Origin of the sequence: Dyella sp. LX-66 (genome assembly GCF_018599165.1) — a bacterium.
In the GTDB taxonomy this organism is placed as follows: Bacteria; Pseudomonadota; Gammaproteobacteria; order Xanthomonadales; family Rhodanobacteraceae; genus Dyella_D; species Dyella_D marensis.
In genome coordinates, this window is record NZ_JAHFVJ010000001.1 from 201690 (window position 1) to 215604 (window position 13915).

Genomic DNA, 13915 nt, shown 5'->3' on the forward strand with positions numbered 1-13915 from the left:
CCCCCCCCCCCCCCAACCTACGCTGCGACGCTGCTACAGTCCCTCGCCATCATCCACAGATGCAGGGACGCCATGAACCACCTCCGCACCGTTTGTCTGTCCGCCCTGCTGTGTTCCCTCGCCCTGCCGGCACTGGCCAGCGAAGATTTCGCCGCGCGTGCGCAAGCCATGCTTGCCGGCGACATTGCCAATGGCAACCCCGGCGCCGCCGTGCTGGTGGCGCGTGGCAACCAGGTGCTCTACCGCGGCGCGACGGGCATGGCCAATGTCGAACTGAGCGTGCCGCTTTCCGCGGACCAGCGCTTCCATATCGGCTCGATCACCAAGACGCTGACCGCCACCACCGTGTTGAAGCTGGCGGCGATGCACAAGCTGTCTGTGAGCGATCCGCTGTCGCGCTATCTGCCGGATTTTCCCAACGCCGCGCACATCACCCTGGCGCAGCTGCTGGACCATACCTCCGGCGTCAGCGACGACTGGGAAGCCGGTCCGGCCGAGACCTTCGATACCAAGTCGCTGGTCGAGCGCATCGCAACCAAGGCGCCGGATTTCGCGCCCGGTGCGCAATGGCGCTACAGCAACTCCGGCTACATGCTGCTGGGCGCGGTGATCGAGCGCGTGACTGGCCAATCATGGGATCGCGCCATGCACGACCTGGTGCTGGCACCGGTCGGCATGCAGCACACGCTGTATGCCGGCGACGAGTCCATCGTGTCCGGCCAGGTCGAGGGTTACAGCACCGATGCCAAGGGCAATGCGACGCGCGCGCCCTACTCCAGCATGACCGGTCCCGGCGCCGCCGGTGCGCTGAGTTCCACGGTGGACGATCTGTTCAAATTTCTGCGCGCGCTGCATCGCGAGCTGTTGCCGTCCGCATTGCGCGAAGCGATGACCACACCGAAGACCACGTCCGACGGCCAACCCGTGGCTTACGGTTACGGCATCGCGGTTGGCACGGTGCGTGGCAAACCCGTGTACGAACACAACGGTGGCATCGCGGGCTTCGCCACGCAGTTCACCTACTTTCCCGAGCAGGACGTGACGGTGGTGGTGCTTGCCAATACCGATGGTGGACGTCCGAATCCGCGCGCCCTTGCGCACCGCCTGGGTGCGCTTGCGGTTGACGATCCGTATACGAGCTGGACGCCGCAAGCGCTATCCGCAAGTGACATGCAGGCGTTGGCGGGCAGCTATCGCATCGCCGGCGACAGCAAGCATGTGCTCGGGATTCGCGATGCAAAGCTGACGATCCGGCGCGATGGCGGCCCTGAGCGCGAGTTGGCCGCGGCGAAGGGCGACGTGCTTTATTACGCGGGCGATGGCACCGATTACATCCACGTTGCGCGCGATGCGAAGGGGCATCCGATAGCGCTTGAGTTCCATTCTGATGGAATGCTCACCGCTCGCCGTGAACCACGACTGCCCTGACGGTTGCGATCTGCATCAACGATGCATTTATCGGATTACGACTACAGACAACCCTAAGTTGCTCTGCTAGCGTGATTGCGTTGCCCGCGCTGTGATTTGAAGACGCGTCGCGGGCAACCATGGCAGCAATGTCGTGAGAGCGCGAGCCAAGGGTGCTAGGAACACCCTTGACCCGCTAACCATCACCAATCTAAGGAATTGATCATGGCTACCCCAGATCATACGTCACTCGTACGCTCGCCGATCCCCAGGGCGACACATCCGCCGACTAATCGGGCTGTCCGCCGTCTTCGCCGACACGGTTGAAGAGCCGCGGCCTAAGAGTTTTCGCAGGTAATGATTCCTAGCCGTGAAACCCGGCGCGTTGCTTCGTGCAACGGCGAAAGCGACTGAAGCCGCATTCCACTTCCTCAATCAAGCCGCCCGGCGCCTGTGTTCCAGGTGGTCGGTAAACCTCGAGTCCGTATGGTCGCGGCACGCCGTGCTGTCCGGCGGCGTGCCGTTCTCGGGACGAGGGCGGCGCATGGCAAGGAGTTGCTTATGGATATCTTTGGCGAAGCGTGGCTCACACGCCACGTGGAATATTTTTCCGATCCGGAGGCGGGGCCGGATGCGTTGTTGAACGATGCGACCGAGTTGCTTCACTACGCGCACAATGCCATTCGATGGCTGGCTGAATTGGGCGACGAACGCGGCAGCGTGAATACACAGCGCCTGCCGGTCATGCTGGAAAGCATCGCGGCGTTTATCGAAATGGGAACGCGCTGCGCGACGCAGGCGCATTTGCGGATGCAGTGGCTACAGGTACGCGCCGAGGAGCACGCGACCATCGACGATGACCGCGACGCCTCCTAGAGCAAATCCAGCGACACCCTCTCAACCCCCTCTCCCCTCCGGGGAGAGGGTCGGGGTGAGGGGCCGGGCGGAGCGGTGAGCTGAGGGGCGCGAAAACCCAAAGCTCTACATATCTTCGTAGAGGCGCCACCGCGAGCACCCGCCCCTCATCTGCCTGCCGGCATCTTCTCCCCGGAGGGGCGAAGAGTTCCAACTTGGGAACTACGTTTCCCGATTACCTCAACGCACTCCCTCTCCCCTCCGGGGAGAGGGTCGGGGTGAGGGGCCGGGCGGAGCAGTGCGCTGATGATCGAGAAAGCCCAAAGGCTTCTCCTCTCTTCGTAGCAACGCCACCGCGAGCACCCGCCCCTCATCTGCCTGCCGGCATCTTCTCCCCGGAGGGGAGAAGAGTTTCACCATGCAGGTCAGTCAGCGACTTTGACCACCAGCTTCCCAAAATTCTTCCCCTCCAGCAGCCCGATAAACGCCTGCGGTGCATGCTCCAACCCCTCCACCACATCCTCGCGCAACTTCACCTTCCCCTGCGCAATCCACTCACCCATCTCACGCCGGAACTGCGCAAACCGCTCGCCATAGTGGTCAAGAATGATGAAGCCCTCCATCCGCACCCGCTTCTGCAACACGGTGGACATCGCCAGCGGCAGGCGATTCGGCCCCGCCGGCAGCGACTTGTCGTTGTAGTGCGCGATGATCCCGCACACCGGCACGCGCGCATGGTTGTTGAGCAGCGGCAGCACCGCGTCGAATACTTCGCCGCCGACGTTCTCGAAGTAGACGTCGATCCCGTTCGGGCAAGCCTCCGCCAGCTTCTTCGCCAACTCCGGATCGCGCCGGTCCAGGCACACGTCGAAACCCAGTTCGTCCACCGCGTACTGGCACTTGTCCGCACCACCGGCAATGCCAACCACACGCGCACCCTTCAACTTGGCAATCTGCCCCACCACCGAACCCACCGCGCCGGTGGCGGCAGCCACCACCACCGTCTCGCCCGGCTTCGGCTGGCCGATATCGAGCAGGCCGTAGTGCGCCGTAAACGCCGGCATGCCCAGCCCGCCCAAGGCCAGCGACGGACGCGCCATATCGCCCAGCGGCAACAGATCCTTGCCGTCAGACAACGCGTAGTCCTGCCAACCGGCATTGCTCAGCACCAGATCGCCCACCTTGAATTGCGGATGCTTCGACGCCGCCACCCGGCTCACCGTGCCACCCGCCATCGGCGCGCCGATCTTCACCGCTTCCGCGTAGCTCGGGCCGACCACGTCCATCAGGTTGCGCATATACGGATCGAGCGACAGATACAGCGTGCGCAGCAGCACCTGGCCTTCGGCAGGCTGCGGCACCGGCACTTCTTCCAGGCGCAGGTCCTGCGGCGTCGGCGCGCCCTTCGGATGCGCGGCAAGTACCAGGCGGCGGTTGACGGTGTCGTTCTGGGGCATGGGGATCACTCCTGTGGGGAATTAGACCAATCGTCTAGTCATGGGGCGCAAAAAAGGCGGGAGCGCTTGCGCATCTCCCGCCTCAAACTTTGTCGTGCAGTCCGAGCAGTTGGCGTGTACCGGACATCGCCGTGTCGAGCGGCGCGCGATCGCGCGCGATCTTCGCCAGCAGGCTCGCACCCAGCCAACTTTGATAAAGCATCGCCGCCACGGCCTGCGGTTCCAGCGCCGGCGTCACCGAGCCATCCGCGCGCCCTTGCTCGATGCAACGCGCCAAGCGCTCGATCACACCGCCGGTGCCGCGCTCCAGCGCGGTGCGCATGCTCTCCGACAGATCGCACACTTCCGCGCCCAGCTTTACCGCGAGGCAGCGGCTCTGCGCTTCGTCGCCGGTCTGCGAATCCAGCCAGTCGTTGAAGTACGCCAGCAGGCGCTGCGCCGCCGTGCCCTGCTGGGCCAGCAGCGCGTCGGTATGCGCGAGGTAGTTGCCGAAGTAGTCCTCCAGCACGGCTTCGCCGAAGGCCTCCTTCGAACCGAAGTAGTGATAGAACGACCCCTTCGGCACCCGCGCCGCGGCCAGCACTTCGGCCAGCCCCACGGCGGTGAATCCCTTGCTCAGCAACAGCGGCCTGGCCACATCGAGGATGTGCTGGCGGACGTCGGTGGCAGGGGCGGCAGGGTTCATGGGCGCGCACTCTAGCGCCCATTAGACCGGTCGTCTAGTACCTCGCCCGCCGTATCGCCACCGCTCTTCGCCGCCAGCGGCAACGCGTACTGCACCAGCGAGACCAGGGTCTTGCCCGGCTCCTCGATCATCACTTCGTGGGCCGAATGCTCGAACCACACCAGCCGCTTGGACGGCGCCTGCACCTGCTCGAACCACGCCGCGGCGAGATGCGAAGAAACGTTGTGGTCGTGCCGGCCCAGCAGCAGGATGACCGGGCAATCGAGCCGCCGCACTTTGCTCTCGTCGATGGTCAGCACCTGGCCCAGCAATTTGCCCACCGAGTAGTCGGCCGCTTCGAACACCAGCTTGACGTCGCGGTCGCTGTACTCCGGCGACAAGGCCATCGCCGCCGCTTCGGCTTCGCCGCCGTTGCGCCCATAGACCATGCCGCCATAGCGGTTGAGCCATTTGCGTTGCAGTTGCAGATCCGCCAATGGCACGGGGCGGTTGCCTTCCGCATACGGCGCGATGGAACGCAGCTCCTTGATCGCTTGCGTATCGCCGGCCTTCTGCGCCTCTTCCATATCGAAACGCCAACCTTCGCGTTCGCTGGCCGGCATATCGGTGACCTGGCCCACGCCGATATACGCATACAGCCACTGCGGATGCCGGCGCGCCACTTCCAGGCCCAGGTACGAACCCCAGGAATGGCCGAGCACGAAGATCTTGTCCTGGCCGAACTCCTTGCGCAGCCACGCCACCATCTCCTCGGCATCCGCCACCATCCGCTCCGGCGTCATGGTCGGCGCCACCGCCGCCGGATCGTTCGCCGCATACGTGCTGCCGGCGCCGCGCTGGTCCCACTGCACCACGGTGAAGTAGTCCTCCCAGCCGCGCTGGAAATACCAGCTGGTGGGCATGGCCACCCAGCCCGGGCCGCCATGGATCATCAGCAACACCGGGTTGCGCTTGTCCATGCCGCGGATGCTCACCCACTGGTCGATGCCGCCGATGCGCACCTTCTCGTGCCGCTCGATGCCTTCCGGCGCCACGATGCGGCGCAGGTCGCCGATGATCTTGGTGGCGGCGGCGCGATCGAGCGGCGGCAGCGGTGCGTCCTGCGCCTGCAGGGAAGCGATGCCGGCGCACAGCGCCAGCGTGGCAAGCAAGGGCAATCCCGGGAAACGCATGGGCATCCTTCGACGTGGTGGCGCGGCTGGCCGCGCGGGCAGTTGCGGATGCCGACCAGGCCCCGCCATCCATGGCTTCTGAGCAATCCCCATGCCACCTGCCAAAACACCGCCGAGCCGCATGGCGCCTTGCCACTCCGGCCCGCCGCCTTGTCCGCGGACGACCGCGCGGACGTCCGGCTTGCGCGCTGCCGACGCCGCCCTAGCCCATTGGTCATGCCCACCCGCTCACGGGTGCGGCGCTATCGTGAGCCACCCTTTTTTTGACCACCCCCAAGGAGCTTCGCCATGAAGTCGACCCGCTGGATACTCGCCGCCGCCATCGCGGCCGCCTGCGCCACCGCGCACGCTGCCCCCGCTCCCGCCTCCGCTTCCGGCGTGGACCTGGCCGGCATCGACCACGCCGTGAAACCCGGCGACGACTTCAACGGCTACGCCAGCGGCAACTGGGCGAAGACCGCGCAGATCCCGGCCGACCGCTCCAGCACCGGCATCTTCCTCAAGGTGTTCGAGAAGGCCGAGAACCGCAACGCGGAACTGATCCGCGACATCGGCAAGAGCAACCCCAAGGCCGGCAGCAACGAACGCAAGATCGCCGACTACTACGCCGCCTATATGAATGAGGCGGCGATCGAAAAGGCTGGCCTCGCGCCGGTCAAGACGGAACTGGCCGAAGTCGACGCGATCAAGAGCAAGGCCGACCTCGCCCGCGTGCTCGGCGGCACGCTGCGCGCCGACGTCGATCCGGTCAATGCCACCAACTGGTGGACGGAAAACCTGTTCGGCCTGTTCGTGACGCAAGGCCTGGAAGACCCTTCGCACAACGTGCCCTACCTGCTGCAGGGCGGCCTCGGCATGCCCAACCGCGACTACTACCTCAACGACGACGCCCAGATGAAGGGCTATCGCGAGAAGTACCAGGCGTATATCGCCGCGCAGCTCAAGCAGGGCGGCGTGTCGGATGCCGACGCCAAGGCGAAGGCCGTGCTCGACCTGGAGATCAAGATCGCCAAGGCGCAGGCCAGCATCGTCGACAGCGAAGACGTGCATAAGGCCAACAACCCGTGGGCGATGGCCGACTTCGCCAAGAAGGCGCCGGGCCTGGACTGGAATGCCTACTTCAGCGCGGCCGGCCTGTCCGGCCAGAAAACGGTGATCGCGTGGCAGCCGGAGGCGATCAGCAAGCTCTCCGCGCTCACCGCCAGCGAACCGCTGCAGACCTGGAAGGACTGGCTGAGCTTCCACACCATCAACCGCAGCGCCAGCCTGCTGCCCAAGGCCTTTGCCGACGCGCAGTTCGAGTTCTACGGCCACACCTTGAACGGCACGCCCAAGCAGCGCGACCGCTGGAAGCGCGCGGTGGGTTCCACCGGCAATGCGCTGGGCGACGCGGTGGGCCAGATCTACGTGCAGCGTTACTTCCCCGCCTCGTCCAAGGCGCGCGTGACGCAGATGGTGGACAACCTCAAGGCCGCCTTCAACGAGCACGTCGATACGCTCGATTGGATGAGCCCTGCCACCAAGCAGAAGGCCAAGGCCAAGATCGCCACCTTGAAGGTGGGCGTGGGCTATCCGGAAACCTGGCGCGATTACTCGTCGCTGGAGATCCGCCCCGACGATGCACTCGGCAATTCGCTGCGCGCGCAGGAGTTCGAGTACAAGCACCAGTTGGCCAAGCTCAGCCAGCCGGTGGACAAGGGCGAGTGGTGGATGACGCCGCAGACGGTGAACGCGGTGAACCTGCCCCTGCAGAACGCGCTGAACTTCCCCGCCGCCATTCTGGAAGCGCCGTTCTTCGATCCCAAGGCCGACGACGCCGCCAACTACGGTTCGATCGGCGCGGTGATCGGCCACGAGATCAGCCACAGCTTCGACAACACCGGCGCGGAATTCGACGCCGAAGGCCGCCTCGCCAACTGGTGGACGCCGGACGACCAGGCCCACTTCAAGGCCGCCGGCCAGAAGCTGGTCGAGCAGTACAACGCCTACGAGCCGCTGCCGGGCCTGCATATCAACGGACAGCAGACTTTGGGCGAGAACATCGCCGACGTGTCGGGCCTGGCGATTGCGCATGCCGCGTATGTGAAGTCGCTGGGCGGCAAGCCGGCACCGGTGATCGACGGGCTGAGCGGCGACCAGCGCTTCTTCCTGGCGTTTGCGCAGTCGTGGCGCACTAAGACGCGCGATGCGGCACTGCGGGCGCAGGTGATTGGCGATGGGCATTCGCCGGGGTCGTTCCGGGCGCAGACGGTGCGTAATCTGGACGCGTGGTATGACGCGTTCAAGGTGCAGGCGGGGCAGAAGCTTTATCTGGATCCGAAGCAGCGGGTGAAGATCTGGTAAGGGGTTTTTCGTTCGATCTGGAGAGCCGCATCCGAAGGGGTGCGGCTTTCTTTTTTTGGGTAGAGCGGAAGGGGGTATGGCTAGCCTTTGGCGTTGCGCTTCGGGCGGCCCCTCACCCCAGCCCTCTCCCCGGAGGGGAGAGGGGGTAGGTTGCGGGGCGTTTGAAGGTGTTTGCTACGTCCGCCAGTGAATCTCTTCTCCCCTCCGGGGAGAAGATGCCGGCAGGCAGATGAGGGGCCATCCGAAGCGAACCCTTCCATCCAACGAAAGCCCAGTTGCAACCCCACCGCAATCAGCGGATATCAGAAACCGTCACCCGCCCTCGCCGCGCCCCAACCGCACGGCTGGCGAGCCACCTAGGGAGACGGCCATGTACACCCACATCCTCATTCCCACCGACGGCACCGACGCCTCCATCCACGCCATCGACACCGGCATACGCCTCGCTGCTCAGTTGCATGCGCGAGTGCACGCCCTCCACGTACTGCCGCCACTACCGGCCGTGAGCTTTATCGCCGACATCGTCCAGGGCGACGCCTGCAAGCGCCGCTCCATCGAGCATGCCCAGGAATACCTCGACGAGGTGCGCGAGAAAGCGCAGGCCGCTGGCGTCCCGTGCGACGGCGAATACGTGTTCGACAACCGCCCCTACGCCGCCATCGCCGGCGCCGCCACCAAGCACCACTGCGATCTGATCGTGATGGATGCGCACACGCACAACGGCATCGAGCGCCTGATGCTGAGCAATGTCACGCACAAGGTGATTCTGTGCTGCGACGTGCCGGTGCTGGTCTGCCACTGAGGGCGCTCAGGGGTTCCGCTCCGCCAACTGCCGGCAACGGGCCGCGGTCGCCTCGTCCATCGGGAAGCAGCATTCGATGTGCAGCTCTTCCAGCGTCACGTCGCGCGGCGTGCCGAAGGTGGTGATGGTGGAGAAGAAATGCAGCTGCTCGCCGTCGCCCTGCAGCACGGTGGTCATCAGCGGCGACGGTGCGCTGGACAGGTCGCGCGTACGCCAGCTCGCCGGCACGCCCGGGTAGGCGAGCACTTCGTCCAGCAGGGCACGCGCCGTGGTGTCGGACGGCGCCGCCGCCACTTCGTTGTGCAGGTGGCGCACGATGCTTTCGGCGATCTCTTCCCAGTTGACCACCGCCTGGCGGAAGTCCTCCGGATCGAACATCTGCCGCAGCATATTGGTGTGCTTGCTGGGCTGGCCGCGCATCACGTAGTCGCCCACCCGCTCCGCCGCGCGGTTGGCGCCGAGCACGTCCCAGTGGCGGTTGAGCAGGAAGGCCGGGTACGGCTCCTGCTGCTGCAGGATCGCGTCGATGGCCTTGCGGATCTGCGCCATCGCCGGCGTGGCCAGTTCGGTTTCCGGGTATTTCGCCGCGAAGCCCGCCGCCACCAGCAGCGCGTTGCGCTCGCGCAGCGGCATGCCGAGGGTGTCCGCCAGGCGCGCCAGCATCTCGCGGCTGGCCTGGGCCTTGCCGGTTTCCACGCAGCTCAGGTGCCGGGCGGAGATGCCCGCCTCCAGGGCGAGGTCGAGCTGACTGAGACGGCGCGCGGCGCGCCATTCGCGTAGCAGTCCGCCTACGGCGGAAGCGGGTGCGGCCATCGGCAAGGGGGCGTGGGCTCGGTTCATGGGGCGCGAGCATACGGCGCGGTCCGTGCCCAGACCAATGACCTGGGAGGTCATGCCGCCATGACCTGCGAGGTCATTGCCGCCATGCCGTCACGAGCGAATCATCCGCTCCCATCAGCCGCCCCCTACGCACCCTCCGGAGAGCACCGACATGCATCGCAGACAGTTCCTAGCCCTGGCCGCGGGTTCCCTGGCCGCAGGCGCGCTCGCCGCCTGCGCCCCCCGCGCCGCGCAGAAGGCCATCGCCGCCGCCGGCGGTTCCAGCAGCGGCAGCCTCGAAAGCGTCGCCGCCTTCAACGCCGCCCGCCGCTTTGCCAAGACGCCGTTCGGCGAGATCGCCTACGTCGACCGCGGCAGCGGCCCCGCCGCGCTGTTCCTGCACGGCTTCCCGCTCAACAGCTACCAGTGGCGCGGCGCCATCGACCGTCTCTCGCCCTACCGCCGCTGCGTGGCGCCGGACTCCATGGGCCTGGGCTACACCCGCCCCGCGCCCGGCCAGAGCGTGACGCCGGCCGACCAGGTGCAGATGCTCACCTACCTGCTCGACCAGCTGCATATCGACACCGTCGACCTGATCGCCAACGACAGCGGCGGCGCCGTCGCCCAGCTGTTCATGACCACGCACCCGGAGCGGGTGCGCACCGTGCTGCTGACCAACTGCGACGTGGAATCGGACAGCCCGCCGCCCGCCGTGCTGCCCGTGCTGGAAGCCGCACGCCGCGGCAAGTTCGCCGACGAATGGCTGGTGCCCAACGTGCTCGACAAGAACTTCGCCCGCTCGCCGAAGGGCCTGGGCGGCGCCACCTTCACCTACCCGGCGCGCATGGCCGACGAAACCTTCGATATGTACCTCGGCCCGATCGTGGCCACGCCGCAGCGCAAGGCCTTGGCCGATGCGTACGCGCTGGGCCTGGATCCGAATCCGCTGGCCGGCGTCGAGCCGCTGCTCAAGAAGAGCACCATCCCCACCCGCATCATCTGGGGCACCGGCGACACCATCTTCAAAGGCTCCGACCCGGACTACCTCGACAAGACGCTGGGCAACTCCAAGGGCGTGCGCAGGATCGAAGGCGCCAACCTGTTCTTCCCCGAGGAATTCCCCGACGTGATTGCGGAAGAAGCGAAGAAGCTGTGGGGCATTGCCTGACCTGCCCCACGGCAAAGACCTACACGCCGCGATAGCAACCGGCGGTGTACGCTCGATGAATGACTACGCCCCGCGAACAGCTTCAGGCCATGCTCGATGGCATCGCGCAGCAGGTACCGCACCTGCTGCGCGACACAGGTGACCGCGATGAGTTCTGGAGCGCGTTCGCCACGCTTACCGATCCACCGTTGGCCGCGGCTGGGCCGGAGGATTTCGATTGGGTGAGTGCGAGGATTACGGAGATGCTCGAAGCGTGCGGAGTGACGCCGCCAGAAGCATAAAGAGCCCGGATATAGAACCCTTCTCCCCTCCGGGGAGCACGCGGGGAGGGCACAGGGATGTGCCCTGCTTTGAGGAGCGAGGAAGGTGCCGGCAGGCGGATGAGGGGCCGCTCTAGCGATGCCATTTCTACGCAGCGAAGAAAGCTCTTAGGCATTCGCGCCCCTCAGCTCACCGCTCCGCCCGGCCCCTCACCCCAACCCTCTCCCCGGAGGGGAGAGGGAGAAGGCAGCTTCGCACGTCGTGTCAGCTCGAACCGGAAGCGCGGGATACTCACAACGCTTCATCATTCACCCTACGCCAGCCATGCTTCTAGATTCGCCTGATCCAGGATCAGCAAGCGCCGCTCGTCCGTCGCGAATCCTCACCGAACTCCTTGCACCTTCACACCCGCATCGCTGGCCAGCTTCAATATCGCAATCTCCTCACTAGAGCTCATCCCGTCGCGCCGAAGAAACCAAGCGAAACGTGGCGTGAAGTAGAGGAAACAGTGCTGCTTGGTCAGCAAGACCCGCACCATCCCGGACCAAAGCACTCGCGCCTCCATCGTCTTGGATCGACAGACGACGCCCTCTTCGCCGAAGGCAAAGGTAGATGGTCCTTCCCGCCGCGCGGATCGCAGGATATTCCAGCTCTGCAAAGCAATAGCAAGCGGCACAATCAGCAACAGCCATAGCGCTCCGCCAACGATTGCCATCCACCAGGGCCCTGACCATGCATTCACGCCTGCGATGAGCGCGAACATCACCACCATCCCCCAACGGCTGGAAGGAGTTGTCAGCCAAATCTGCGCCACTGCACTGAAGGTGTCTCCATAGGTGCGGACCGGCGTGATCGAAATGAATTCCGTCATACCTTCTTCTTCATTCCATTTGATTTAAGCAGAGGCGACTTTGGGCGATGAGCAGATTGAACCTGCTTATCCATGCCAGGGCGAAGCGGGTTGCGTCAGGAATCCCGCATTCCACGCCCGCTCAAACTCAACCCTGGTCATCTTCTGCGCCACGAACTCCGGATCGGCATCGATTTCATCCAGCGACGGCACCGGTTTGTCATCCACCCGCGTATCGCCCTCGGCAAACCGCGCACTGGCAAGCGCCACCCGCCCATCCGCAAACCGTTCCAGCTTGCGGCGCGCACAACCATCCGGCCCGACTTCGATCAGGATCTCGACGGGATAGCCGAGCCCCACGCCCTTCGATAAGACTCTGATGTATTCCACAAGGCATCACCTCCGCTTGCGCCAGCGATCAACCCCGGACTTCACGCGATTGAAAGCCCATTAATGGCCATACCAGCCAACAGAAGTACAAGAAGCGTAACGCCAACCGCAACGTACAACCTGGTTCCACGCGGGAACACCGCCATCATCAGGAAGGCCAGCGCCACCTGATAGTGGCCATGCGCTATCGAAGGCTCGCCGTTCGCCCAGGGATGAGTGACGGCCAGATAAGCGGCAGCAAAAACTGCAATACCAACCCGCATCCCTGGACTGAGATTCCAGACTTTCGGTATGGACCAAAGTCCGTTCTTGAACATTCCTTTCCCCTGGTCATCGCCGGATCTGGAGCGCCTCGCCTGTCCACGCACGCTCCGCCACTCGCCCAGGGTGCCCGACTTCCGTGGGCCGTTCCAGTTGCCGCCCCGCTCCTCAGCTTTGCCCGTACCAGCCCTTGTCGCGCGTCATCCAGATCAGCACCAAGTAGCCGGCGGCGAGTCCACCCAAGGCGGCAATCATCAAGGTCAAGGTGTGGAGCTTGTCGTGCGGCCCGTACGCGTAATTGCTCAGCACCCCGAAGAACGTCAGCAACGACTGAACGGCCAGCGAGCGAGCGCCGGCCGACCGTAGAGCCGCCTTGGTCTGCTTTTCCTTGTCACCCAAGTCGCGCCAAAGCTGGCCCCAGTCGGCCGCCGTGAGAGCGAAACCAAGCCTTGAACCCGGATGCACGGAGAACACGAACCAAAAGCCGAACATAAGGAGAATCAGCAGGTACATGCTCATGGCTTGTACCGGCCGTCGAGGTGAGCTTCATCTTGCAACTGCAGGTCCTGCACGGCCTTCTCGACGTATCTGCGGACATCCAAGGCCATGACCGGATCACGATCGAGTTCAGTCAACACCAACAATTTTTCCAGAATTTCCAGACCCGGCTTTTGCCTCAGCCACCAATGGAAGGCGCCATTCCGATCATGCTCGCTGCCAGCCTCGTCACCCGACCGGTAAAGCGCCCATTGCTCCAGAAAGAGCTCATCGGGATAGAGACCCCACTCCTCCCATTCGGGTGGGAACTTCATCAGCGATAGAAAATCGGCTTTCCGCATCCAGGCAGTCCCACTCGCCTCAAACCGGCGCATTGCTTCCTTGATACTGCTCCAGATGCCGCCGATGCAACGACCTCACCGAAGCAATGCAAACCACCGCATGCGGAATCGAGCGTAGATAAAGCAGCCAGTTCTCGTCATCGCACTTGTAGAACCAGTTGCCCGCGTCGCCGCCCCAGCGTGCGGCGTCGGTGCGTTCCTGCAATGACAGCATCACGGCGCGGGCCTTGCCGGGCACGTCGAAGGTGACCCCGTAGCCGAGGTCGTCGCCGAACTTCAGGGATGGATCGTCGAACAGGATCTTGAGGTGATCCTTCAGCTCATCGACGGTTTCGATGCGCATACCGTGAAACTCCTTTTCAGCGGTGGCCGCGTCTTGCGTTCGGGCGATTTTAGCGGGGCGTGCCGGCGGGCCGCGTGACCGGGACCCCACTATCCGGCGGCAGGGTCCGCTGGGCGAAAAAGCGTGCGTCCGCTGTCCGCCGCGCTGTCCGGACACGCCTGTCCACCTGTCCGCGGACAACCGCCCCACGCCATGACACTTTGAAGAAATGGCTCAACGGCGCGGCCTGCGAGCCATCGGAGCGGTTGGCACGCGCCTTGCCA

The 13915-nt window shown here is 64.7% G+C and carries 16 protein-coding genes; 6 read left to right on the forward strand and 10 right to left on the reverse strand.

Going from position 1 to position 13915, the window contains the following annotated elements:
• Positions 1-72 precede the first annotated feature (72 nt).
• Both KK141_RS00990 and KK141_RS00995 read left to right on the forward strand, forming a co-directional pair.
• Positions 73-1428 (forward strand): serine hydrolase domain-containing protein, encoded by a 1356-nt coding sequence (locus KK141_RS00990; protein ID WP_214587332.1) that lies wholly within the window; start codon positions 73-75, stop codon positions 1426-1428.
• A 540-nt stretch (positions 1429-1968) separates the two neighbouring features.
• The gene (locus KK141_RS00995) at positions 1969-2283 is read left to right on the forward strand and encodes a hypothetical protein (RefSeq protein ID WP_214569619.1); all 315 of its coding nucleotides are present in this window, start codon (positions 1969-1971) and stop codon (positions 2281-2283) included.
• 404 nt (positions 2284-2687) lie between these two features.
• Here KK141_RS00995 and KK141_RS01000 read toward each other — a convergent pair whose 3' ends face one another.
• The 3 genes from KK141_RS01000 to KK141_RS01010 form a co-directional block, all read right to left on the reverse strand.
• The gene (locus KK141_RS01000; protein WP_214569620.1) at positions 2688-3719 is read right to left on the reverse strand and encodes an NADP-dependent oxidoreductase; all 1032 of its coding nucleotides are present in this window, start codon (positions 3717-3719) and stop codon (positions 2688-2690) included.
• Between the two features lie 82 nt (positions 3720-3801).
• Entirely contained in the window at positions 3802-4404 is a 603-nt protein-coding gene (locus tag KK141_RS01005) for a TetR/AcrR family transcriptional regulator (protein WP_214569621.1), read from the reverse strand.
• 11 nt (positions 4405-4415) lie between these two features.
• Positions 4416-5576: an alpha/beta hydrolase gene (locus KK141_RS01010; RefSeq protein WP_214569622.1), complete on the reverse strand. Its 1161-nt coding sequence runs from the start codon at positions 5574-5576 to the stop codon at positions 4416-4418.
• A gap of 288 nt (positions 5577-5864) precedes the next feature.
• Between KK141_RS01010 and KK141_RS01015 the strand changes: the two genes are divergently transcribed.
• Together KK141_RS01015 and KK141_RS01020 are read left to right on the forward strand one after the other, a co-directional pair.
• Positions 5865-7919 carry a M13 family metallopeptidase gene (locus KK141_RS01015; protein ID WP_214569623.1) on the forward strand — a complete coding sequence of 685 codons (2055 nt, stop codon included), beginning with the start codon at positions 5865-5867 and terminating at the stop codon, positions 7917-7919.
• A 370-nt stretch (positions 7920-8289) separates the two neighbouring features.
• The gene (locus KK141_RS01020; RefSeq protein WP_214569624.1) at positions 8290-8721 is read left to right on the forward strand and encodes a universal stress protein; all 432 of its coding nucleotides are present in this window, start codon (positions 8290-8292) and stop codon (positions 8719-8721) included.
• 6 nt (positions 8722-8727) lie between these two features.
• Here KK141_RS01020 and KK141_RS01025 read toward each other — a convergent pair whose 3' ends face one another.
• Entirely contained in the window at positions 8728-9561 is an 834-nt protein-coding gene (locus KK141_RS01025) for a helix-turn-helix transcriptional regulator (protein ID WP_250901470.1), read from the reverse strand.
• Positions 9562-9712: 151 nt separating this feature from the next.
• Here KK141_RS01025 and KK141_RS01030 point away from each other — a divergent pair, with 151 nt between their 5' ends.
• Positions 9713-10708 carry an alpha/beta hydrolase gene (locus KK141_RS01030; protein ID WP_214569625.1) on the forward strand — a complete coding sequence of 332 codons (996 nt, stop codon included), beginning with the start codon at positions 9713-9715 and terminating at the stop codon, positions 10706-10708.
• Positions 10709-10767: 59 nt separating this feature from the next.
• Complete coding sequence (locus KK141_RS01035) at positions 10768-10989, forward strand: hypothetical protein (protein WP_214569626.1); 222 nt, start codon at positions 10768-10770, stop codon at positions 10987-10989.
• Positions 10990-11351: 362 nt separating this feature from the next.
• On the opposite strand, the gene KK141_RS01040 is transcribed toward KK141_RS01035, so the two are convergent.
• The 6 genes from KK141_RS01040 to KK141_RS01065 form a co-directional block, all read right to left on the reverse strand.
• Positions 11352-11840, reverse strand: coding sequence for a YcxB family protein (locus tag KK141_RS01040; RefSeq protein WP_214569627.1), 489 nt, complete (start codon positions 11838-11840; stop codon positions 11352-11354).
• Positions 11841-11906: 66 nt separating this feature from the next.
• Positions 11907-12209 (reverse strand): hypothetical protein, encoded by a 303-nt coding sequence (locus tag KK141_RS01045; RefSeq protein ID WP_168647868.1) that lies wholly within the window; start codon positions 12207-12209, stop codon positions 11907-11909.
• A 41-nt stretch (positions 12210-12250) separates the two neighbouring features.
• A complete protein-coding gene (locus KK141_RS01050) occupies positions 12251-12526 on the reverse strand; it encodes a hypothetical protein (RefSeq protein ID WP_214569628.1) in 276 nt (91 codons plus the stop codon).
• A gap of 112 nt (positions 12527-12638) precedes the next feature.
• Positions 12639-12989, reverse strand: a complete 351-nt coding sequence (locus KK141_RS01055; RefSeq protein ID WP_214569629.1) for a hypothetical protein — start codon at positions 12987-12989, stop codon at positions 12639-12641.
• Positions 12986-13309, reverse strand: coding sequence for a hypothetical protein (locus KK141_RS01060; protein ID WP_250901471.1), 324 nt, complete (start codon positions 13307-13309; stop codon positions 12986-12988). The genes KK141_RS01055 and KK141_RS01060 overlap by 4 nt, the downstream gene beginning before the upstream one ends.
• A 19-nt stretch (positions 13310-13328) precedes the next feature.
• Complete coding sequence (locus KK141_RS01065; protein ID WP_214569630.1) at positions 13329-13652, reverse strand: hypothetical protein; 324 nt, start codon at positions 13650-13652, stop codon at positions 13329-13331.
• Between the last annotated feature and the right edge of the window lie 263 nt (positions 13653-13915).